This window comes from Anoxybacillus ayderensis, from assembly GCF_000833605.1.
Classification (GTDB): Bacteria; Bacillota; Bacilli; order Bacillales; family Anoxybacillaceae; genus Anoxybacillus; species Anoxybacillus ayderensis.
In genome coordinates, this window is record NZ_JXTG01000022.1 from 1 (window position 1) to 19,457 (window position 19,457).

The following is a 19,457-nucleotide window of genomic DNA, read 5'->3' on the forward strand; positions in this document are numbered from 1 at the left end:
CAAAGACGAGCAACAGGCGAAACGACGTTTGGAGTCTTGGATTCATCGGTATTCGTTTTGTCCTTGTTCGGTTGTGCGCGCGATTGCAAAAGCGCTCGTCAAGCGAACAGAAGAAATCGTTTCTTGCATTTTATCCCCTTACTCGAATGGGAAAATGGAAGGAACGAATAACAAGATCAAGCTGATCAAACGTCGGGGATATGGATACAGAAATATCCAGCGTTTTGCATTACGGGTTCGGTTAGAAACGACTAACATACTTTAATGGCAGGTGCAAGTACATCTTTTGGTGATGAACCCTTGAAAAAAAAAAAATAAAAATATATAATAAAAGTGTAATAAATTTTAATTATAGGAGGTAATTGGTTTGAAGAGGAAATTCGCCCTATTTAGTTTGTCAGTCGGTTTAGTGGTGTTCGGTGGAGTAGTGCAGGCAGGTACTAGCTGGTCAAACTATGATACAACCGTTCCAAGATTCAATGGTAGCGGTTATACTGGTTATCAGACAAAAGATTCGTCTGGAACGTATGGGGAGTTATATTCGGCGATCGTTGGAGGATCGTATACTGTTGATGCGAGAATGGTGGCTAGCTCTGGTACAGGATCATGGGTGCGTAGGGTAACGGATGATGACTATCGCAATCTACCAAACTCTGTTCCGAAAGGGTTGAGCACGCGAGTTGAGTTCAGTAATGATATAACGACGCCAGTAAATGTTCAAGTATCGGGAAGATGGAGAAGTAATTAAAAAATATTTATCGTGATCGTTTAGGACGAACGTCCGACGATCACGATTCATTTTTCGCGAATGAGAGGGTGAAAGAAATGTTGAGCAACCAATTAGTAGTCGAATTGAAGAGAGCAATTACAAAAAAAAATTTATTTTTTTGGATAAGTATTATTGTTTTGTTACCAACGGTTAGATTTTATATGGTAAAAGAAGGATATCAGTTTTATGAACCGATTGAAGTATTTCATGAAACAGTGTCAGGCATTATTCCTTTGCTCTTTCCTGTTATCGCCATCATCATTTATTTACCTTCTTTTTTACAGGAACAAAGAAACAAGTTTATTACGTATACTCGTACTAGAGTTCCACTGCATATTTACATCACTAGTAAAGGACTGGTGAATGCTCTGCTAACGGGAATTGTTACGTTTTTGCTCATTTTTCTCCCGTTTCTTTTTATCGTATATTTTGAACAAAAATTAGGCATTATTCATTATAGCCCTTCTAATGAACATATGCGTATACCTGCTGTAACTTTTTCACAGTTTTTATCGCACGGAGCGTTAACATACGGGCTTATTTATTCTTCGTGGGTTGCCGTAAATGGCATAGTGTATTCTACCATTGCTTTTATGCTATTGCTAAATGTCAGTAATCCATTCATCGCTTTGTCGATCCCGTTTCTTTTTTATCATATTTTAAACTTTGTGACCGGTTTGTTTCATGTGGCCATTTTTTCACCACTTAGTACGATTTTTCCGTTCAATATTGAACAGCAACCTCTATGGACTGTGCTTGTTCCGTTTTCATTTTTACTAATTGTTTTAGCTATCGTTTTTGTATTTTCGATACGAAATGAGAATGAATGGATGATATAGACTATGAAACGAGAGAGTGTTGAGAATATCTTTAGTATAAAGTGGATTATTGTAGGGGCTGTTTTTTACTTTTATGGCGCAATGCTTAAAAGTGAGATCGTTCAAGTTGCACATCAACAGCGATTACACTTCAACAACTGGGATGTGTCTTTGCGCCTGTTAACTGATCCGTATCTCATTCTTTATTTCGTTGTTCCTATTGTGTTATTGCTTTTAGTAAAGTCTATTTTGGTCGAATTTGATTATCAAATTTTAGTTCGCTTAGGATCGTTTAAGAAATGGATATATTATTCCTTTAAAAATTTCTGGGAAATCGCCTTTCCGCTACTATGCCTATGGGTGTTTATGTCGTTATTTATGGCAATTGGGTTTCCCTATTCATGGAGTTGGAGCGAGTTCAGTAAGACAGCACATTCTACTAATACACTTGATCAGCTTGTATATTTCTTTAACAAACCTGCATCTGTCTTCGTGGCGCAATTATTCTTGTTGCTCTGTATTTTTTCATTGTTACACATCGTTTTTGCAGTCACGTACGTGTTAACTAAAAGTAAGAATTTCATGCTTTTCATTAGCGTTTTCTTTTTCCTTTTCAGTATTATAGGATTCAAGCTATTTCCAAACGAGTTCGCGTTTTTGTCGCCGCTTTCCTTTTTTTCAATCACTAATGGCGTAGATGCTTTTCATTCTCCTATCCCTGTTTATATTGTAGTCATCACCTTTTTTTGTCTTTGTATATGGTTTTTACAATTTTTAGATTTAAATAAAAAAGTGTACGTTCATTCAATAAAATCACATATACCTATTGTCACTTATTTTTCTCTTTGTGTCATGGGGATAGGAGCAACAGCTCGATCATTAGTTCAATCCCCTGATGTGACAGTTTGGGATGTTTTCGTTATGTCTTTTGCTGGGGTTAGTGCCGATCGTTTTGCTTATATTCCGTTTTTCTTTTATTCAGTCGTATTTTTTGGATTTGTTTATTTAATTCAACTGCTTTTTCTAAGTAATGAGGTTGAGCAGTTAGGATACTATAAAATCATTCGTTTCAAGAGTTTAAGTAAATGGTTTTGGAGCTGGATGACGAAGTTAATGGGAGTAACCGTTTTCTTTTTGTTCATGTTGATTATTCTTTCACTCGTATTGGCTGTTTGTTTTGGAGCACATGTTAGTTTTTACATGACTTTGCTTTCCAATCCGCTACATGAAGTAATTTATCACTTTTTTGTTAACGGTTTTTTGCAAATCGTTTTTTATATAAGCCTCGTCTTTATATTTTCTTGGACAAGCAAGGAATCAATATATGGTGTTGTTTTGACTAGTATGTTGATGCTTTTCATGTTGCCTAGTGTGAATTCAAAAGGGATCATACCTGTAGGGTTAAATGGAATTGTTTATTTAGCGGATTATTCTCCTTATTACTTAACATTTATTTTAGTTACGATGAATATCGTTTCATATTTTATAATTCGTTATTTATTGAAACAAAGCTTAAAAATATAAAAAATGAATATGGGTGGGATGGAAAATGTCGATTGTTATTTCCTTGAAAAATGTGAGTAAATCTTATAAAGGATTAACGCTGTTCCAAAATGTTAATTTAGATATAGAAAAAGGGAGTATATGTGGTATCGTAGGTCCGAACGGTTCCGGTAAATCTGTTTTATTTAAAATGATATGCGGATTCGTATTTCCAGATGAAGGGAGTATCGTTGTCGACGGGGTAGAAATCGGGAAAAGTAAAAGATTTCCGGATAATATTGGAATCATTATAGATCGTCCTGGTTATATAGCTAATAAAACAGGTTTTCAAAATTTGAAGGAATTAGCAATGATTAGAGGGAAGATTAGTGACGAAAAAATAGCAGAAACAATGGAAAAGGTCGGATTACAACCGCAAGCGAAGCAAAAAGTGAAACATTACTCTTTAGGTATGAAGCAGAAGTTAGCGATTGCCCAAGCAATTATGGAAGACCAACAAATACTTATATTAGACGAACCATTCAATGCACTAGATGCTGAAAGTGTAAATAACATTCGTCATTTGTTATTATCTTTCAAAAGTGAAGGGCGTACAATTTTATTGACAAGCCATAATCAAGAAGATATAGATATTTTGTGTGACCGAGTTTTTCGCATTAATAAATACCAACTAGAGCCCGTTGCTTTGGTAAAGAATGAATCGTCAACTACCCACCACTTAAAGCCTAACAGCTTTTGAAGTGGGGGCTTGCCAAGCCCTAGTTGACTACCCTCAGCCATTCAATGGCTACGTTGGAGGGGTCATGACACTTACGGATGCTCCTCCAGTCCGTAACCCTGTCGCAGATGGTTAAAAGCTCTGATGGGTAGGAGCGGTGCTGTCTGCCAAACAAGTCCTTCCAACATTGGGGAGGAGGAACTCACTCCTGAAAGGAGGTACACGTCTTGTTCGTGTACATTATCAATAAGCATGGAAAACCACTCATGCCATGCTCATCAAGGAAAGCAAGACTTCTGTTAAAACAGAAGAAAGCAAAAGTAGTAAGAAGGACGCCTTTTACCATCCAGCTTCTGTATGGTAGTAGTGGTTACAAACAACCAGTGTCATTGGGTGTTGACATGGGAACACGATATGTAGGAATTTCCGCAACAACAGAGAAAGATGTGCTGTTTGAAGCAGAAGTGAAACTTCGAACAGATATTGTGGATTTACTTGCTATACGGAGACAGTTTCGTAGAAGTCGAAGAAATAGAAAGACTCGCTACCGAGAAGCCAGATTTCTTAACAGAAGAAAACCAGAGGGGTGGTTGCCACCATCTATTCAACACAAAATCAACTCGCATATAAAGTTGATTGATTTAGTACACAATATTCTCCCTGTTACTTCTGTCACTATTGAGGTAGCAACATTCGATACACAGAAACTAAAGAACCCAAATATCCAAGGGGTGGAATATCAACAAGGAGAACAAATGGGGTTTTGGAATGTTAGAGAGTATGTTCTATACAGAGACAATCATACTTGTCAATATTGCAAAGGAAAAAAGAAAGACCCTGTTCTCCAAGTGCATCATATTGAAAGTCGAAAGACAGGAGGCGATTCACCAGATAATCTGATTACTCTATGCAAAACATGTCACCATGAAATTCACGAAAAAGGGCTTGAACATATATTACAACGCAAACGACCGCCTATGAGGGATGCTAGTCAGATGACTGCCATACGATGGGCAATGTTTAGTAGGATAAGAGAAAAATACTCGCATGCAAATATCACATATGGGTATATCACCAAGTGTATTCGCATTGCTAATGGACTGCCTAAGTCTCATATGGTGGATGCTCGTTGTATTAGTGGAAATCCACTAGCTAAGCCAAGTGGCACGGTTTATCTTCTAAAATTCGTTCGCAAAAACAACCGTCAATTGCATAAGGCAACCATCTTGAAAGGTGGAAAACGAAAATCAAACAAAGCTCCACGATTTGTCAAAGGGTTTCAACTGTTTGACAAGGTGGTGTACGAAGGGAAAGAATGTTTTATATTTGGCAGAAGAAGCAGCGGTTATTTTGACCTTCGGCTGTTAGATGGCACAAAAGTGCATGCTTCAGCAAGCTGGAAAAAACTAAAAAGAGTTGAGTATGCTAGTACATTACTAATTGAAAGGAGGAAGGGCGATTCCTCCCCGACTTTCGCTAACGCTTAGAAATCGGGGTCTCTTCGCCTAAAACTGATGAAATGTCATGAGGCTGACATCATTTGTCAGCCTTTAATCGTTTGCAGAAACTCCTCGACTTGTTCGCGTGTTTTTGCATTGGCGCTATGCAAGTGGGCGATTTTTTCGCCGTTTTGGAATACAAGTAAGCTCGGAATGCCCATGACGTTGTATGTTTCGGCGATGTCTGGCACATCGTCGCGATTGATGTCATACCATGTAAATTGTGGGTAAGCGGCAATGACTTCATCCATAAATTGATCCATTCGTACGCAATCTGGGCACCATGTTGTAAAAAATTTCACGACAACAGGCGTGCTGGAGGCGATCGCCTGTTCAAATTGTTGTGCGTCTTGTAGCCGTTCCATATGACACGTCCTTTCTTTTGATTTCGTCTTTTATTTTAGCACATGTTTTCGTTTTTTACGTATGAAAAAGCAAGGGGGGAAAGCGATGGATCGATTGGAAAAAGAACTGCAATCGTATGTGCGGGCAAAACATCAAAAGCACGATGCGTTCATGAAGGCGTTTGACTCATGGGGAAAAGAGATGGAGATGACGCTAAACAAACTTGAAAAAATAAATGGGGCGCTATTTCAACAGTTTCAAGCAAACATGAGCGATGCGGAAGCGTTTTTTGCGAAAAAAGAAAAGCAGTTCGCCCGCATGTTTCGGCAAGGAGGGGAATTTTTATAGGAGCGCCCATACCAAATTTATTTGTATGCATATGATGTAAGCGACAACGTTCAAGGAGGTGGAGTCTCATGGGCTTCGGATATTGCGGATATGGTTACGGTGGCTACGGCTACGGCGGCGGCTACGGTTCAACATTTGTGTTAATCGTCGTGTTGTTCATCTTGTTAATTATCGTTGGTGCAGCGTTCGTTCACTAAAAAGAGACGTTCCAAAGGGTCACGCCTTTGGAACGTTTTTTTTGTTTTTTTCATATGCTGAAAAAGAAAAGTGAAGGAGGCGGAGAAAAATGGATCAACATTTTTTTAAAAATATCGAAAAGAAAACGGGCGTCAATATGCAAGACATTTTTGCGCTTGCGAACTCGTTGCAACATGCGAATTTCAAAGATGAAAAAACGGTGCGCGGCATCGTGAAGCGCGTGGCGCAAATCGCTAATCGCAACGTGCCGAAAGAATTGGAAGATAAAATTGTTCAATCGATTATCAACAACGGAAAACAAATGGACTTCAATACGATCGCGAACATGTTAAATAAAAAATAACGAAAAAGCGAAAAGTCTTAGACGAGGCTTTTCGCTTTTGTTTGAGAAGAAAGCAAGCGCGAGGCGTTTGCTTTTTTTAAACGGCGCATGGACGGAACGGAAATAAAGAGACGCTCTTTGGCGCGCGTGACGGCGACGTACAGAAGGCGGCGCTCTTCTTCAAGCGGTGCGACATCGCCGTTTCGGTACGCCTCAAGTGCATAATCGTGAGGCAATAGTCCGTCCACCGCCCCGATGATATATACGATCGGAAACTCTAACCCTTTCGAACGATGAATCGTCATGAGTTGAATGCCGTCATCGCATGTCGTGTTGGCGTACGCTTTGGTGCGCGCGACGTGGGCAAGAAACGCGGGAATCGTTTTAAATTTGCGCGCGACAACTTTTACATCGCGTACGTCATCGGATCCTTTTTCTATCGTATTTCCTTCGTTGCCGCGCTTTTTTAAAAAGTCGCCAAACCCCATTTCTTTTTCAATGAAATCGATCGCCTCAAGCGGCTTCATTTCTTTCACTTTCGCAAATAGCGGAACGATCGTGCGCAATTTTTGTTGTTGAAACGGTGCGATACGATCGAGTTTAGCGAGCGCCTCCACGAGCGAACAGTCTTGTAAAATGGCGTTCGCCTTTAAGTCGTTCATGACCGTTTGTTTTAAAAACAACACCGTCGCCACATCGGCAAGCGCTTGTTCGTTGTTCGGATCGATGCTTAATTGAAGGAAGCTTAACAAATAGCGCACGATGCGACGGTTGTAAAATGATTCTCCGTCCGTCGTCACCGGGAGGCGAAGTTGAGCGAGCCGTTCAAAGACGGCGCGCGACGCGGCGTTCGTTCGGCATAAAATAGCGATATCGCTCGGTTTGACGCCTTGTTTCATTCGTTCTTCGATGTCACAGGCGATCATCGTTGCCTCTTCTTCTTCATCGTACGGAAAGAACAACGTCGGCATATGTACGCTATCGGTTTGGGCGTTCATTTGTTTCGGAATGCGCGTGCGACTTTTAGAAATAATGCTGTTGGCAAGCGATACGATCGGATGTGGCGAACGATAATTTTCCGTCAACTTTACGATTTTTGTATGTGGAAAATCTTGTTGGAATTGATGAATAAACGATGAATCAGAGCCGCGAAACGCATAAATCGCTTGATCGTCATCGCCGACGGCGCATATATGGTGCGTATGTGACGCAAGCAACTTCATCGTTTCATATTGCACGTTGTTAATGTCTTGAAACTCATCGATGAGAAAATAATGAAACCGCTCTTGATATGGATAGAGCCGCTTTTCATCTGTCCGCAACATGTCATAACATGCATATAACATATCATCAAAGTCAAATACATCAAGCTCGCGCTTTTTTTGTTCGTATTGTGTATATAATTGAACGACGCGCTCGTCCCATTCGGTTTCGATCGCGATGTCAGAAAGGGAAGTAAGCGTATTTTTCCAATACGACATGCGCTGCATCGCTTCATCGTACGGAAAATCGCGCTCATCGATGCCGAGTTCGCGCCCGATTTCTTTTATCATTCGCTCTTTTTGCCAATCGCGAATGAGCCGCTCATGCCGCCAGCGAAACGGATCGGCATGTTGCAACATGCGATAAAATAAGCTATGAAATGTGCCGATTGTCGGCAGGACATCAAGGTTGTATGCATACAGTCGTTCCGCTAGCTCTTTTGCCGCTTTTGTCGTAAAGGTGACGATCATCATGTTTGAAGCTTTCATATGATGATTTGTAATCATTGATGCAGCCCGTGTCGTCAACGTGCGCGTTTTGCCGCTTCCTGCACCGGCGAGGACGAGAAGCGGTCCTTCGACGTGGCGGACAGCTTCATATTGATCCGCATCGAGCGACACTCCGCATACGATCGTCTGTTTTTTTTCTTTCGCTTGAAACGGTTGGTGTGGTCGAATAGCAACCGCGTTTCCTCGTTGTCGTTCTTCTTTTATGCACGGATTCGAAACATGATAAAAGTGCGGGGCATGTTCAATCGCTAAATGCAAACGAACGATTCCACCGCACATCGGGCACGTCCATTTATTGCGTAAACTTTGTTCGTAAACGAGCTCGTATTTTTCTCGTGGCAATGTATGAAGGTCAAACAATTTGCCGTTATATTGCGCTTTGTTCATCGTAAAAACTCCTTCATGATGTAACGTCAACGTCTATGTTAACAAAACATACAATAAGAGAAAAGGAGTTTTTCGTTAGATGGCGAATGATATAACAAAGGAGGTTGGAAACAATGCATATCCCGCCAATTCGTTCGAATCCATTCATTGTTCCGCGCGCAACAAGCGTACAACGCACAACGAATGAAAAAAAAGAAAGCCCCCCTGAAAAGAAAAAACGCCCGAAAGATCGGTCGTCTGAGAAAAAACGTTAATATGCCTGCACGTGCATTCCTTTTCCTTCTTGCCATTCGGCGTATAAAATGTCGCTGTAGTTTTCAAACCCCGCATGGCGAATATGTTTTTGAAGCCATTGTTCGTCCCACCCATTTTCTCGTATATTGTCCCAAATGACTTCTCCATCGATAATGACGGTGACGGGCAATGTCGCTTGAGATGCAGATATGTTATGGTCTTGACGCGTCGGTTGTTCATACGGCGCTTTTTTCATGACGCTTACTGTGCCGTCCGTTTCTAAAATGGCGTATTCGACTTCGCGAACGGAAAAGACGTTGCGAGCGCGAAGTAAATGTTGGAGCTGATTCAAGTCGAGTTTCGTTTGTTTTAATGCGTCATATAAAATTTTTCCTTTTGAAATGACGATCACTGGTTTTCCTTCGAGCAATTCACGCAGTTCTTTTTTCTTTTGCGTAATCATTTCAGTTGCGTAAATTAAAAGTCCCCAAAGAGCGATTGCGAACAATACTTGCGCAAGTCCGACATTTACATCGTATAGTCCATTTCCGACAAGCTCGCCGAGAACGAGGGCGGAAATGAAGTCAAATGGTGTAATTTGCGTAATTTGTGTCCGTCCGAGTATTTTCGCCATAATAAACAAGGCGACATAACCGACAATGAGTTCGACTGCAATTTGTCCAAATTCGTTCATAACAATATCCTTTCTTCTGTCGCTTCTTTTGTTAGTATGCCAAAGGAAAAAGAAAACATGCGACCGTTATGATCGCATGTTGATTGCTTTGACCATTGTCACATGTGGAATGCCAGCGTCAAGGAAGACGTCTGATACGGTTTCATAGCCGAGTTGTTTGTAAAACGGTTCGGCGTGTGTTTGGGCGTTTAGCTTCACTTTCGTCACGTGCTGTTTCGCGTATTGTTCGATCGCTTCCATCATTTGTTTTCCGATGCCGCGTCCGCGATAAGAAGGAAGGACGCAAATGCGTTCAATTTTACCGACGCCGTCTATTGTGCGAAAGCGACCTGCGGCGATCGGCTTGTCGTCGTCGTATAAAACGAAATGAACGGACTCGCTTTCGAATGCGTCAATTTCTTCTTCCTCTGATACGCCTTGTTCGTCGATAAAGACGGCGCGGCGAACGAGCAAGGCATCACGCCAAATCGCTTCATCTTGCCCTTTATTTACGCGCATCGTTTATTCCTTCCCGAGATGAAATGTTTCGTAAGCTGACCACGATCCATTTTCGAGTTGATAGAGAAGATGGAAGCGGTCAATTTGTTCTTCGAAAGAAACAGATTGCATTTGGAAGCGGCCGAACACGTCCGAATATTCGTCGTTTGACAAATCGCGCGCGATTGTAATGTGCGGTACGAACGCATAGTCCGTTTGTTCGACGAACGGCGGACGATGCAATTTTTCGTGTAGCTGAACGAGCGGCTCTGTTTTCTCCACTTTTAAATAAATGACGTTGTTGACCGGATAAAACGAACTGAATTTCGTGATGCGCATCGTAAATGGCTCCGTTTCGCGCGCGACGCGATGCAGTTGTTGGACGAGTTCAGCAAGCTTGTCATCCTCCACATCAAACGCATATTTGAGCGTGATATGAGGCGGGATAAGCGCGTAATGTGTGTCGTATCGTTTGCGATACGAATTAGCAAAATCTTGTACTTTTTTTGATGGAAATATCGCGATACCACATTTCATGCGATGTTTCCTCCTTTCATCATTATATTTATATATTATAACAAATTTTCGGAAAATACTGTTACATTTCGATAACTTTTTTTAATCCGATCGGTAAATCCGGTTGCCAGTATGTCCACGAATGATCGCCGTCAAACTCGTGATAGTGATAGCGAGCTTGTTTTGCTTGAAGGGCGGTACATAGCGCACGATTCGGCTCAATAAAGTTGCGGACAGCCCCATCTGTCGTTTTCACTTCCGTTTCTTGCGTGCCGATCGAATGATAAAGCGCAAGCAAATGCCAGTCGGTAAACGATCGAACACGCGCCATCACATCGTCGTTTACATATGGCGACTGCATGACAACTTTTCCGAACGTATGTGGGTATGTCATCGCAGTAAGAAGCGAAACGGTTCCCGCAAGCGAATCACCGACGAGAATGCGAGTGGATCCCATTTGATATGTTGAAAAATGTTCATCAACGAGTGGCACGAGTTCGTTGGCGAGAAAGCGCATGTACGCTTCTCGTTTTTTTCCATTCGGGTGGTATTTGTCATAACGATCGAATACGTCGCGGTATGGCACGCCGATGACGACAACGCGCACCCTAAGCTCATCGATCACGCGGGCAATTTTTCCAAACATAAAATAATCTTGTCCATCTTGTGCGATGAGGACGAGATGTTTATAAAGTGGTGTGACAGGCTTTGTGCAGTATACGGGCAACGATAATTGTTCATCTAAATGTTGGCTGTGAAGTTTTAACTCTTGCATGTTCTCCCATCCTTTTACGACGTTGTTCTTTTTTATCGTACCACATTTCTGCATTTTTTGTCGTTGCGTGATATGGTTCTGTTTTTTCATCCAATCGTAAAAATATATTAAAAATTTTGATAAAATATATTTGAGATCCCACTTCTTTCGTGATTATCTTTACATCTTATTGCATGGTTCTCTTATGAACATGTATAGTAAAAGAGAAAGCGAGGTGAACAACGATCATGATGGCGAATCGAGTGGAAAGGCATATGATTTTCGCCACTCATCCGTATTATCCGATGCTCGACGAGTATTGTTTTCGGTCAAAAAATTTGTACAACTTCGCCAACTATCAAGTGAGGCAAACGTTTTTCCAACACGGCACGTATCTTTCTTACAACAAGCTAGACAAGCTGCTGAAAACAGAAGGGATGGATACAGACTATCGAGCGATGCCAATGGCTCAATGTGCTCAACAAACGTTAAGAATGTTGCATCAAAATTGGCAATCATTTTTTAAGTCGATGAAAGATTGGGCAAAAAACAAAGACAAATATACAGGCAGACCGAAACCGCCCAAATATCTCAAAAAAGACGGACGATATGTACTTGTGCTAACGAATCAATCATGCAAAGTCGTCGATGAACAAATCACGTTTCCTGCCTGTTTTCAAGGGTTTCGGTTAAAGACAAACATGAAAGGGAAGCTACAACAAGTCCGATTCGTTCCGAAACACCGCCATATCATCGTCGAAGTCGTTTACAAAATCCCTATTCCAACACAAAAACAAGATAACAACAGATATATCAGTATTGATTTGGGATTAGATAACTTCGCAACCATTGTGAACAATGTGGGCAAACAACCGATCGTCATCAATGGTAAAGGTCTAAAATCCGCCAATCAATACTATAACAAACAAATGAGCCACTACCGCAAAGTAGCGAAACAGATGAATGGACTCGATTGGACAAAACGAATGAGCAAAATGACAGAAAAACGAAACCGCATCGTGGAAAACTTTATACACCAAGCGAGTGCCTTTGTCATCAAACATGCGCTGTCTTTAGACTGCGATACGATTGTGGTGGGGATGAATAAAGATTGGAAGCGTGAAGTCCATCTCGGAAAGCGCACAAATCAAGCGTTCGTTCACATCCCGTATCAAACGTTTCTTCATCAGTTGCAGTACAAAGCAGCACAGCATGGGATTCGTGTCATCGTGACAGAAGAAAGCTATACATCGAAATGCAGTTTTTTAGACATGGAAGAAATCAAAAAGCAAAAGCAATACAAAGGAACGCGCATCAAGCGAGGACTGTTTCAATCTGAAAATGGAATACTGATTAACGCAGATGTCAACGGGGCATACAACATCATGAGAAAAGTATTCCCAAAGGCGTTCGCCAATGGGATAGCGGGTGTGGGGTTACACCCAATCCGAGTACATGTCGCTTAAACGACGTGGACGGATAAACAATTTTATTAAAATCTTTATCATTATTCTATGATTTTAATAAAATTGATAACCTAATGATAGAACGGGAGGAGGATGAGGAATGAAGCGTATATCAAGTAAAGAAGTGTATGAAAGAACGTTGCAGTTATTAACAGAACGTGGGGTAACGATTCCAGCCATTGCTGAGATTGTATATGAAATGCAAAGTCCTTACAACAAAGAGCTAACGATGGCAGAATGTATAGAAAGCGTCGAAAAAGTGCTGCAAAAACGCGAGGTGCAACATGCGATTTTAGTTGGCATCGAGCTCGATAAACTAGCCGAACAAGGCATGCTTTCCGAGCCGCTACAAACGATTGTCGAGACGGACGAAGGACTGTTTGGCGTCGATGAAACGTTGGCGCTCGGCGCAGTGCTCGGGTACGGAAGCATCGCGGTAACAACGTTTGGTCATTTAGATAAAAATAAAGTCGGGATCATTAAGCAGCTTGACACGAAGCTCGGCAAAGGCGTGCATACGTTTTTAGACGACTTAGTTGCCAGCGTTGCCGCTAGCGCATCCGGTCGCCTTGCCCACAATTTGCGCGACGAGGAAGAAGCTGCGTTGAATGCATAAACGTTTGAAGCTGCCCAAAAAGTCAGTTATACCGACTTTTTGGGCAAGCCCCTTTTTGAAAACATGTCGAAGCTAATCCCCCAACCGCTCCCATACTTCCTTCTCTGTCATGTCGAGAATATGGGCAACGTCTGTTATACTCATTCCTTTTTCGACCATTTTTCGAATCGTTTCATTTTTCCCTTCTTCTCGACCTTGTTCTAATCCTTTTTTCAATCCTTCTTTCAATCCTTCTTGCCTTCCTTCTTCCCGACTGCCGCGAATGTTTGAGAGTTGATCAAGGAGCCATTTCAGCCGCATTTCGTACGCGTAACGGTTTTCAGGGTCGACGCTTAAGCTTTGCCATTCTTCTAGCGCTTCTAAAATGTCTTGTTCTGTCATGGCTATTCCCTCCAATTCACGAAACATCTCTTCATCCATTTTTTTCGTTCGTCCATCGACAGCCGACAACATCGTTAGCCATGGCCATTCCGGTGACTGTTTCACTTCTCTCCGATATTTCTTCCATTTTACCATAAATTGTGACAAGTCGAGTACATGAAATTCAAGGTGATGGCTCCAAAGAAACTGTTCTTCGTCTTCACGAATGTGAAAAACGGTATGGAAGCGATCTGTTTCATGTGGGAAAAGGGGATAATTTAAGATGGCGATCATAATCGTTGGAGGGAGAATGTCGTACCGTTCTCCTTTCGATAGTGAAGATGAAAACAACCTTGCCCAGTAATACAATAGCCGTTCGGGCATACCGTATTGTGGGATGATTTGAATTTCAACGTGAATGCGCTCGCCGCGGTTTGTGCGAACGATGACATCTAACCGTCCAGTCTTACCGTCTTCTGTTTCTTTCGTTAGTTCGGTGTTTTCAAACTGTACGTCGATGATGCGATCATCTCCAGTCCGATGTAGCAACGCATTTAAAAACGCCATGGTGATTGACTTTCTGCTTGGGTGGCCGAACAGTTGTTTAAACATGAAATCCATTTTTAAATCGAGGTATTGCATACAGATCATCCTTTCTTAGAATATAGGGGACAATTTGATTAAAATCGGGAAATAAGGGAAATGCAAAAGTAGAAAACTGAATTTTGCGGAAAATTTTTATGACAAATGGAGTGAAAAAGTGGGAGGATGAACCGTTTTTTAGGTTGAAAATTTAATTTTTGAAGTTACAAAAAGTAGTATATGTCCATTTCTTCGTTCGTCGTATTTCTTGTTATGTACCAATTATTTATAATACAAAAGGTGCAATATGTTTTCGGATTGGTGGCGATCTGTTTGTTTAAGCAGTTCATGTCGCACGGAAAGACGATTGTCGTTTTAGCATTTCTGATTATCATTGAAAACTTTTTGAAAAGTGCAGTCGGATTTGTTGATACGTTATTTATCTCGCAATTAGGTTTACATGAAGTGGCGGCCGTCGGGGTATCCAATACGATTTTAAACATTTATTTTGCAGTATTTCTCGCCATTGCTGCGGCGGCGGTCATGATTGCGCGCGCGGTATTGTTATATTGGAGATATCGTTCATTTCAATGGGTGAAAGCAGTATAAATTGTTTTTGACATAGGGGACGTTGTTCAAGCACGGCGCATAACATAGCGATTGATGATATTGAAAGAGGTGGGAATGTGTATTATTACTATCCGAGCTATATGTATGTGCCGATGTATCCATATGCGATGATGAGGTATCCGCTTCCGCGAGCAACCGCGAAAGATTACGGGCCGAATCCATTTGTTGTTCAAATAGAAGAAGCGACGAAACAAAACAATATGTTTCGTACGGCGCTATGGACAGGGCCGCATTTGCAAGTGACGTTAATGAGCCTTCAAGTTGGAGAAGATATTGGATTAGAAATTCACAATCATCTCGACCAATTTTTACGTATCGAACAAGGAGAAGGCATTGTGCGCATGGGAAAAAAGAAAGATCAGCTCACGTTTGAAAGAAAGGTAGCGGACGGATCGGCTATTTTCGTGCCAGCGGGAACGTGGCATAACTTGATTAACACGGGCAACGTTCCACTTAAACTATACTCGATTTATGCCCCACCACAACACCCAGCTGGAACGGTGCATCCGACAAAAGCAGATGCCCTTGCGGCGGAACGATAAGAGACTTGGGGCGATGCCTCAAGTCTCTTACTTGTATTATCCAATAAGCTCTTGATAGGATGACATGCGACTTTTCGGACAGCCCTTTACGACATTTCTTTTTGTCGTTTCAATAAATCGCGAATTTCTGTGAGCAGTTGTTGTTCTTTTGTAATCGTTGGTGCGGTTTGTTTCGTCTCTTCTTGTTTTTTCATTCGTTCGTGCAAGTTGTTTAACAGCTTAATAAATATAAAAATGGAAAAGGCGATGAGAAAAAAGTCAACGACAGTTTGAATAAAAGCCCCATATTTCACTTCTGCTTCTCCGACTTTCCAAGATAACTTGCTGAAATCAATTCCCCCTAAAATGAGACCGACAAGGGGCATAATAATGTCATTGACGAGGGAAGAAACAATTTTTCCAAATGCCCCACCAATAACCACTCCGACAGCTAAGTCGATGACGTTGCCTCGTATAGCGAATTTCTTAAACTCGTCCCACATCCGAAACCCTCCATTAAAATGATACAGCTAAAAGGCTTAAGTTTCCGTACTCATATTCTCGGAACAAAACATGTGGCGAGCGATTGCCGGCTCCGTAAGCAATCCAGTACGGAGCTAAATGTTCTTGAGTCGGGACGGCTTGTTTAGCATAAGGGGCTTTTTCTTCATAGTGAAACACATCTTCACTATGGGCAGATGACTGGGCAAGCAACCAATCATCAAAGGCGACAGCCCAAGAATCTACTTTTGTTCGTTCTTCCCAACGAAGCGCCATTAAATTATGCACTGTGCCACCACTGCCGATGATCATGACACCTTCGTCACGCAACGGGCGGAGTGCCTCTCCGAGTTGAAACAATTGCTTTGGTGTCCACGAAGGAACGACAGATGCCTGAATAATTGGAACGTTTGCCTCTGGAAATAGTCGGCTTAACAATACCCATGAGCCGTGGTCAAGTCCACGCCTCTCGTCGATATTGACGATGGGGGAGACGTGCTTCAGATGATGTTGGACGCGTTTTGCCCATTCGACTGAACCTTGTGCAGCATAAGTTACTTCATACAATTCACGTGGAAAACCGGAAAAATCATAAATCATTTCATACGTTCCGTCAATCGATGAAACGGTCGGTTGACGCGTCGTCCAATGTGCAGTAAATAAAACGATTGCTTTTGCATCTATGCGTTTACCGAAAGTGGTTAAAAACGATGCATATGCGCTATCTTCAATAGCTAACATCGGTGATCCATGCGCGAGAAATAAAGCAGTCATTATATTCCTCCTTCACTTTTGTCCCTACTTTACCATATATCGATTTGATTTGTCTATTTTTACATGTGAAGTGCAAATATATGTGCCATATCTTTGATGGGATGCATGCTGTTTGTTGTTGAAAGGGGAATAAAAAACAGTTGCAATTTTGTTGTAAATGATGTACATTAATTAAAAATCAGAAAATTCGATATTGTTTTGCGTTCTTATCGAGAGAAGCGGAGGGACTGGCCCGATGAAGCTTCAGCAACCAGCCGGAAACGGTCAGGTGCTAAATCCAGCGAATTGGCGTTCAATTCGGAAGATAAGAAGAAGCGATTGTCTATGGACAAAAAAGCCTTCTTCTTTGAAGGCTTTTATTTTTTTAGATTAGAAAGGAAGAGAGCGAATGAGTCATATCGAAACACGGTTAGCGCAAATTGGCAATCGAAGCGAGACAGCGACGGGGACGGTCAATCCGCCAGTATATTTTTCAACGGCGTATCGTCATGAAGGAATCGGACAATCGACAGGGTACGATTACATTCGAACCGGCAACCCGACAAGGCATATTGTCGAAGAAGCGATTGCACAGCTAGAAGAAGGAGATCAAGGTTTCGCTTGTAGTTCAGGTATGGCAGCGATTCAAACGGTGTTTGCGCTGTTTGAAAGCGGCGACCATTTTCTTGTTTCTGCCGACTTATATGGCGGGACGTATCGTTTGTTTGAAAAAGGATGGCGCAAATGCGGCATGACGTTTACATACGTCGATTTTCGCGATGTTGATGCGGTAAAGGTATATGTGACTGAAAAAACAAAAGCGATTTTTTTAGAGACGCCAACGAATCCTTTAATGCAAGAAGCGGACATCGAAGCGGTCGCGGCGTTTGCGAAACAACATGGGCTGCTTCTTATCGTCGATAATACGTTTTACACCCCTGTACTGCAAAAGCCGCTCACAAAAGGAGCTGATATCGTCGTTCATAGCGCGACAAAATATTTAGGCGGACATAACGATGTGCTAGCCGGGCTCATTGTCGCCAAAGGAAAACAATTGTGTGAACAGCTGGCGATGTATCATAACGCCATCGGTGCGGTGTTGTCTCCGTTTGATTCATGGCTGTTAATTCGCGGCATGAAGACGCTTGCGCTTCGCATGCGCCAGCACGAACAAAACGCAAAGGCGATATATAAATTTTTAGTCGAACATGAAGATGTGACGGACGTATTGTATCCGGGAAGAGGAGGAATGTTGTCGTTTCGCGTGCGCGATGAAAAATGGGTGAATGCTTTTTTACGAAGTTTAAAGCTCATTACATTTGCGGAAAGTTTAGGCGGTGTCGAAAGTTTTATTACGTATCCAGCGACGCAAACGCATATGGATATTCCAGAGGATGTTCGCATCGCAAACGGGGTGTGTAATCGCCTATTGCGTTTTTCTGTCGGCATTGAACATGCGGACGATTTAATTGCCGATTTAACTCAAGCGTTTCAACGCATGAAAGAGGTGTAAAAGATGGATTTACAAACACAACTTGTTCATAATAAATGGCGAATTGATGCGCAAACAGGGGCAGTTAGCGTCCCGATTCATCATGCATCGACGTTTCATCAGTTTGACTTTGATACGTTTGGCAAATACGATTATAGCCGTTCGGGAAATCCGACACGCGAGGCGTTGGAGGAGACGATTGCGGAATTAGAAGGTGGAGTGAGCGGTTTTGCGTTCGCTTCCGGCATGGCTGCCATTTCAACAGCATTTTTATTGTTGTCAAAAGGAGATCACGTATTAATTACCGATGATGTGTATGGTGGAACGTATCGCATCCTCACCGATGTATTGAGCCGATTTGGCATCGAGCATACGTTTGTCGATATGACTGATTTAGATGCGGTAGCGCGCCACATTCGCCCGAACACGAAAGTCATTTATATGGAAACGCCATCGAATCCGCTATTGAAAATTACGGATATTCGCGGTGTTGTGAAGCTCGCTAAAGCGCACGGATGTTTAACGTTTTTAGATAATACGTTTGCGACCCCTCTGTTACAGCGTCCGCTTGATCTCGGCGTCGATGTCGTTTTGCATAGCGCGACGAAATTTTTAGCTGGCCATAGCGACGTTGTAGCCGGGCTGGCGGTTGTAAAAGATGCGCGCTTGGCGAGAGAGCTGCGCAAACTGCAATATTCGTTCGGTGCGGTGCTTGGCGTGCAAGATGCGTGGCTCGTGTTGCGCGGGTTAAAAACGCTTCACGTTCGGTTAGATTATGCTTCACGTTCGGCGTTGCAGCTGGCGCAGTTTCTCCATCGTCATCCGAAAGTCGCGCACGTATATTATCCTGGGCTTTCTTTTCATGAAGGACACGATATTCATCGCGATCAAGCGCGCGGATTTGGTGCGGTGCTGTCGTTTGAATTGGAGGACGAACAAGCGGTGCGGACGTTTGTGAAACATGCGCGCATCCCTGTGTTTGCGGTCAGTCTCGGGGCGGTCGAGTCGATTTTGTCGTATCCGGCGAAAATGTCGCATGCCGCTATGCCGAAAGCGGAGCGCCATCGCCGCGGCATTACGGACGGCTTGTTGCGCTTAAGTGTTGGATTAGAGGCGACCGATGATTTGCTTGCTGATGTGGAACAGGCGTTATCATATGTATAGGCTAGGCACATCGCCTAG

The 19,457-nt window shown here is 42.4% G+C and carries 25 protein-coding genes and 1 riboswitch; of the genes, 16 read left to right on the forward strand and 9 right to left on the reverse strand.

Annotation, left to right across the window (positions count from 1 at the left end):
• The 6 genes from JV16_RS12980 to iscB all read left to right on the forward strand — a co-directional run.
• Positions 1-265, forward strand: a 265-nt coding sequence (locus JV16_RS12980; RefSeq protein ID WP_042533668.1) for a transposase, incomplete at its 5' end; no start/stop codon positions are given.
• A gap of 102 nt (positions 266-367) precedes the next feature.
• Entirely contained in the window at positions 368-748 is a 381-nt protein-coding gene (locus JV16_RS12985; RefSeq protein ID WP_042536217.1) for a hypothetical protein, read from the forward strand.
• A 77-nt stretch (positions 749-825) separates the two neighbouring features.
• Positions 826-1,608, forward strand: coding sequence for an ABC transporter permease (locus tag JV16_RS12990; RefSeq protein WP_042536220.1), 783 nt, complete (start codon positions 826-828; stop codon positions 1,606-1,608).
• A 3-nt stretch (positions 1,609-1,611) separates the two neighbouring features.
• Positions 1,612-3,111 carry a hypothetical protein gene (locus JV16_RS12995; RefSeq protein WP_042536221.1) on the forward strand — a complete coding sequence of 500 codons (1,500 nt, stop codon included), beginning with the start codon at positions 1,612-1,614 and terminating at the stop codon, positions 3,109-3,111.
• 25 nt (positions 3,112-3,136) lie between these two features.
• Complete coding sequence (locus JV16_RS13000) at positions 3,137-3,829, forward strand: ABC transporter ATP-binding protein (RefSeq protein ID WP_042536223.1); 693 nt, start codon at positions 3,137-3,139, stop codon at positions 3,827-3,829.
• Between the two features lie 212 nt (positions 3,830-4,041).
• Positions 4,042-5,295: an RNA-guided endonuclease IscB gene (gene iscB, locus JV16_RS13005; RefSeq protein ID WP_244463834.1), complete on the forward strand. Its 1,254-nt coding sequence runs from the start codon at positions 4,042-4,044 to the stop codon at positions 5,293-5,295.
• 56 nt (positions 5,296-5,351) lie between these two features.
• Here iscB and JV16_RS13010 read toward each other — a convergent pair whose 3' ends face one another.
• Positions 5,352-5,672: a thioredoxin family protein gene (locus JV16_RS13010; protein WP_042536228.1), complete on the reverse strand. Its 321-nt coding sequence runs from the start codon at positions 5,670-5,672 to the stop codon at positions 5,352-5,354.
• 85 nt (positions 5,673-5,757) lie between these two features.
• Here JV16_RS13010 and JV16_RS13015 point away from each other — a divergent pair, with 85 nt between their 5' ends.
• The 3 genes from JV16_RS13015 (at position 5,758) to spoVIF (ending at position 6,541) form a co-directional block, all read left to right on the forward strand.
• Positions 5,758-6,000 (forward strand): hypothetical protein, encoded by a 243-nt coding sequence (locus tag JV16_RS13015; RefSeq protein ID WP_042536230.1) that lies wholly within the window; start codon positions 5,758-5,760, stop codon positions 5,998-6,000.
• A 68-nt stretch (positions 6,001-6,068) separates the two neighbouring features.
• A complete protein-coding gene (locus JV16_RS15390; RefSeq protein WP_009362140.1) occupies positions 6,069-6,197 on the forward strand; it encodes a YjcZ family sporulation protein in 129 nt (42 codons plus the stop codon).
• A gap of 89 nt (positions 6,198-6,286) precedes the next feature.
• On the forward strand, positions 6,287-6,541 hold the full coding sequence (spoVIF, locus tag JV16_RS13020; protein ID WP_003395322.1) for a sporulation-specific transcription regulator SpoVIF: 255 nt from the start codon (positions 6,287-6,289) through the stop codon (positions 6,539-6,541).
• A 17-nt stretch (positions 6,542-6,558) separates the two neighbouring features.
• Here the strand turns inward: spoVIF and JV16_RS13025 are convergent, their stop codons facing one another.
• Complete coding sequence (locus JV16_RS13025; protein ID WP_042536233.1) at positions 6,559-8,679, reverse strand: ATP-dependent helicase; 2,121 nt, start codon at positions 8,677-8,679, stop codon at positions 6,559-6,561.
• 113 nt (positions 8,680-8,792) lie between these two features.
• On the opposite strand from JV16_RS13025, the gene JV16_RS15810 reads away from it, so the two are divergent.
• Complete coding sequence (locus JV16_RS15810; protein WP_021094700.1) at positions 8,793-8,933, forward strand: hypothetical protein; 141 nt, start codon at positions 8,793-8,795, stop codon at positions 8,931-8,933.
• Here JV16_RS15810 and JV16_RS13030 read toward each other — a convergent pair.
• The 4 genes from JV16_RS13030 to JV16_RS13045 form a co-directional block, all read right to left on the reverse strand.
• On the reverse strand, positions 8,930-9,607 hold the full coding sequence (locus JV16_RS13030; protein ID WP_042536235.1) for a DUF421 domain-containing protein: 678 nt from the start codon (positions 9,605-9,607) through the stop codon (positions 8,930-8,932). The two genes, JV16_RS15810 and JV16_RS13030, sit on opposite strands and share 4 nt — an antisense overlap.
• 66 nt (positions 9,608-9,673) lie before the next feature.
• Positions 9,674-10,105 carry a GNAT family N-acetyltransferase gene (locus JV16_RS13035; RefSeq protein WP_042536237.1) on the reverse strand — a complete coding sequence of 144 codons (432 nt, stop codon included), beginning with the start codon at positions 10,103-10,105 and terminating at the stop codon, positions 9,674-9,676.
• Positions 10,106-10,108: 3 nt separating this feature from the next.
• Positions 10,109-10,621 (reverse strand): YjcG family protein, encoded by a 513-nt coding sequence (locus JV16_RS13040; protein WP_042536239.1) that lies wholly within the window; start codon positions 10,619-10,621, stop codon positions 10,109-10,111.
• A 61-nt stretch (positions 10,622-10,682) separates the two neighbouring features.
• Positions 10,683-11,375: an alpha/beta hydrolase gene (locus JV16_RS13045; RefSeq protein WP_042536241.1), complete on the reverse strand. Its 693-nt coding sequence runs from the start codon at positions 11,373-11,375 to the stop codon at positions 10,683-10,685.
• A 227-nt stretch (positions 11,376-11,602) separates the two neighbouring features.
• On the opposite strand from JV16_RS13045, the gene JV16_RS13050 reads away from it, so the two are divergent.
• Together JV16_RS13050 and JV16_RS13055 are read left to right on the forward strand one after the other, a co-directional pair.
• Complete coding sequence (locus tag JV16_RS13050) at positions 11,603-12,820, forward strand: RNA-guided endonuclease InsQ/TnpB family protein (RefSeq protein ID WP_042536243.1); 1,218 nt, start codon at positions 11,603-11,605, stop codon at positions 12,818-12,820.
• Between the two features lie 100 nt (positions 12,821-12,920).
• Positions 12,921-13,436, forward strand: coding sequence for a phosphatidylglycerophosphatase A family protein (locus JV16_RS13055; RefSeq protein ID WP_042536244.1), 516 nt, complete (start codon positions 12,921-12,923; stop codon positions 13,434-13,436).
• 72 nt (positions 13,437-13,508) lie between these two features.
• Here the strand turns inward: JV16_RS13055 and JV16_RS13060 are convergent, their stop codons facing one another.
• Positions 13,509-14,438 carry an Rpn family recombination-promoting nuclease/putative transposase gene (locus tag JV16_RS13060; protein WP_042536247.1) on the reverse strand — a complete coding sequence of 310 codons (930 nt, stop codon included), beginning with the start codon at positions 14,436-14,438 and terminating at the stop codon, positions 13,509-13,511.
• A 273-nt stretch (positions 14,439-14,711) separates the two neighbouring features.
• On the opposite strand from JV16_RS13060, the gene JV16_RS13065 reads away from it, so the two are divergent.
• Together JV16_RS13065 and JV16_RS13070 are read left to right on the forward strand one after the other, a co-directional pair.
• Positions 14,712-14,987, forward strand: a complete 276-nt coding sequence (locus tag JV16_RS13065; protein WP_244149240.1) for an MATE family efflux transporter — start codon at positions 14,712-14,714, stop codon at positions 14,985-14,987.
• Between the two features lie 101 nt (positions 14,988-15,088).
• Complete coding sequence (locus tag JV16_RS13070; RefSeq protein ID WP_042536265.1) at positions 15,089-15,550, forward strand: cupin domain-containing protein; 462 nt, start codon at positions 15,089-15,091, stop codon at positions 15,548-15,550.
• A gap of 86 nt (positions 15,551-15,636) precedes the next feature.
• Here the strand turns inward: JV16_RS13070 and mscL are convergent, their stop codons facing one another.
• The gene (mscL, locus tag JV16_RS13075; RefSeq protein ID WP_042536249.1) at positions 15,637-16,032 is read right to left on the reverse strand and encodes a large conductance mechanosensitive channel protein MscL; all 396 of its coding nucleotides are present in this window, start codon (positions 16,030-16,032) and stop codon (positions 15,637-15,639) included.
• A 13-nt stretch (positions 16,033-16,045) separates the two neighbouring features.
• Positions 16,046-16,804, reverse strand: a complete 759-nt coding sequence (locus JV16_RS13080; RefSeq protein ID WP_042536251.1) for a DODA-type extradiol aromatic ring-opening family dioxygenase — start codon at positions 16,802-16,804, stop codon at positions 16,046-16,048.
• Positions 16,805-17,007: 203 nt separating this feature from the next.
• Positions 17,008-17,115: riboswitch (SAM riboswitch) on the forward strand.
• A gap of 77 nt (positions 17,116-17,192) precedes the next feature.
• Here JV16_RS13080 and JV16_RS13085 point away from each other — a divergent pair.
• Both JV16_RS13085 and metC read left to right on the forward strand, forming a co-directional pair.
• Positions 17,193-18,296 carry a methionine biosynthesis PLP-dependent protein gene (locus tag JV16_RS13085; protein WP_021096002.1) on the forward strand — a complete coding sequence of 368 codons (1,104 nt, stop codon included), beginning with the start codon at positions 17,193-17,195 and terminating at the stop codon, positions 18,294-18,296.
• A gap of 3 nt (positions 18,297-18,299) precedes the next feature.
• Positions 18,300-19,439, forward strand: coding sequence for a cystathionine beta-lyase (gene metC / locus JV16_RS13090; RefSeq protein ID WP_021096003.1), 1,140 nt, complete (start codon positions 18,300-18,302; stop codon positions 19,437-19,439).
• Positions 19,440-19,457: the final 18 nt, after the last annotated feature.

Coding starts and splice junctions, on each gene's coding strand:
- metC (WP_021096003.1), top strand. CDS start 18,300: ATGGATTTACAAACACAACTTGTTCATAATAAATGGCGAATTGATGCG.
- JV16_RS13025 (WP_042536233.1), bottom strand. CDS start 8,679: ATGAACAAAGCGCAATATAACGGCAAATTGTTTGACCTTCATACATTG.
- JV16_RS13040 (WP_042536239.1), bottom strand. CDS start 10,621: ATGAAATGTGGTATCGCGATATTTCCATCAAAAAAAGTACAAGATTTT.
- mscL (WP_042536249.1), bottom strand. CDS start 16,032: ATGTGGGACGAGTTTAAGAAATTCGCTATACGAGGCAACGTCATCGAC.
- JV16_RS13010 (WP_042536228.1), bottom strand. CDS start 5,672: ATGGAACGGCTACAAGACGCACAACAATTTGAACAGGCGATCGCCTCC.
- JV16_RS13070 (WP_042536265.1), top strand. CDS start 15,089: ATGTATGTGCCGATGTATCCATATGCGATGATGAGGTATCCGCTTCCG.
- JV16_RS15390 (WP_009362140.1), top strand. CDS start 6,069: ATGGGCTTCGGATATTGCGGATATGGTTACGGTGGCTACGGCTACGGC.
- JV16_RS12990 (WP_042536220.1), top strand. CDS start 826: ATGTTGAGCAACCAATTAGTAGTCGAATTGAAGAGAGCAATTACAAAA.
- JV16_RS13000 (WP_042536223.1), top strand. CDS start 3,137: ATGTCGATTGTTATTTCCTTGAAAAATGTGAGTAAATCTTATAAAGGA.
- JV16_RS12995 (WP_042536221.1), top strand. CDS start 1,612: ATGAAACGAGAGAGTGTTGAGAATATCTTTAGTATAAAGTGGATTATT.
- JV16_RS13080 (WP_042536251.1), bottom strand. CDS start 16,804: ATGACTGCTTTATTTCTCGCGCATGGATCACCGATGTTAGCTATTGAA.
- JV16_RS13085 (WP_021096002.1), top strand. CDS start 17,193: ATGAGTCATATCGAAACACGGTTAGCGCAAATTGGCAATCGAAGCGAG.
- JV16_RS13015 (WP_042536230.1), top strand. CDS start 5,758: ATGGATCGATTGGAAAAAGAACTGCAATCGTATGTGCGGGCAAAACAT.
- JV16_RS13035 (WP_042536237.1), bottom strand. CDS start 10,105: ATGCGCGTAAATAAAGGGCAAGATGAAGCGATTTGGCGTGATGCCTTG.
- spoVIF (WP_003395322.1), top strand. CDS start 6,287: ATGGATCAACATTTTTTTAAAAATATCGAAAAGAAAACGGGCGTCAAT.
- JV16_RS15810 (WP_021094700.1), top strand. CDS start 8,793: ATGCATATCCCGCCAATTCGTTCGAATCCATTCATTGTTCCGCGCGCA.
- JV16_RS13030 (WP_042536235.1), bottom strand. CDS start 9,607: ATGAACGAATTTGGACAAATTGCAGTCGAACTCATTGTCGGTTATGTC.
- JV16_RS13050 (WP_042536243.1), top strand. CDS start 11,603: ATGATGGCGAATCGAGTGGAAAGGCATATGATTTTCGCCACTCATCCG.
- JV16_RS13060 (WP_042536247.1), bottom strand. CDS start 14,438: ATGCAATACCTCGATTTAAAAATGGATTTCATGTTTAAACAACTGTTC.
- JV16_RS13045 (WP_042536241.1), bottom strand. CDS start 11,375: ATGCAAGAGTTAAAACTTCACAGCCAACATTTAGATGAACAATTATCG.
- JV16_RS13055 (WP_042536244.1), top strand. CDS start 12,921: ATGAAGCGTATATCAAGTAAAGAAGTGTATGAAAGAACGTTGCAGTTA.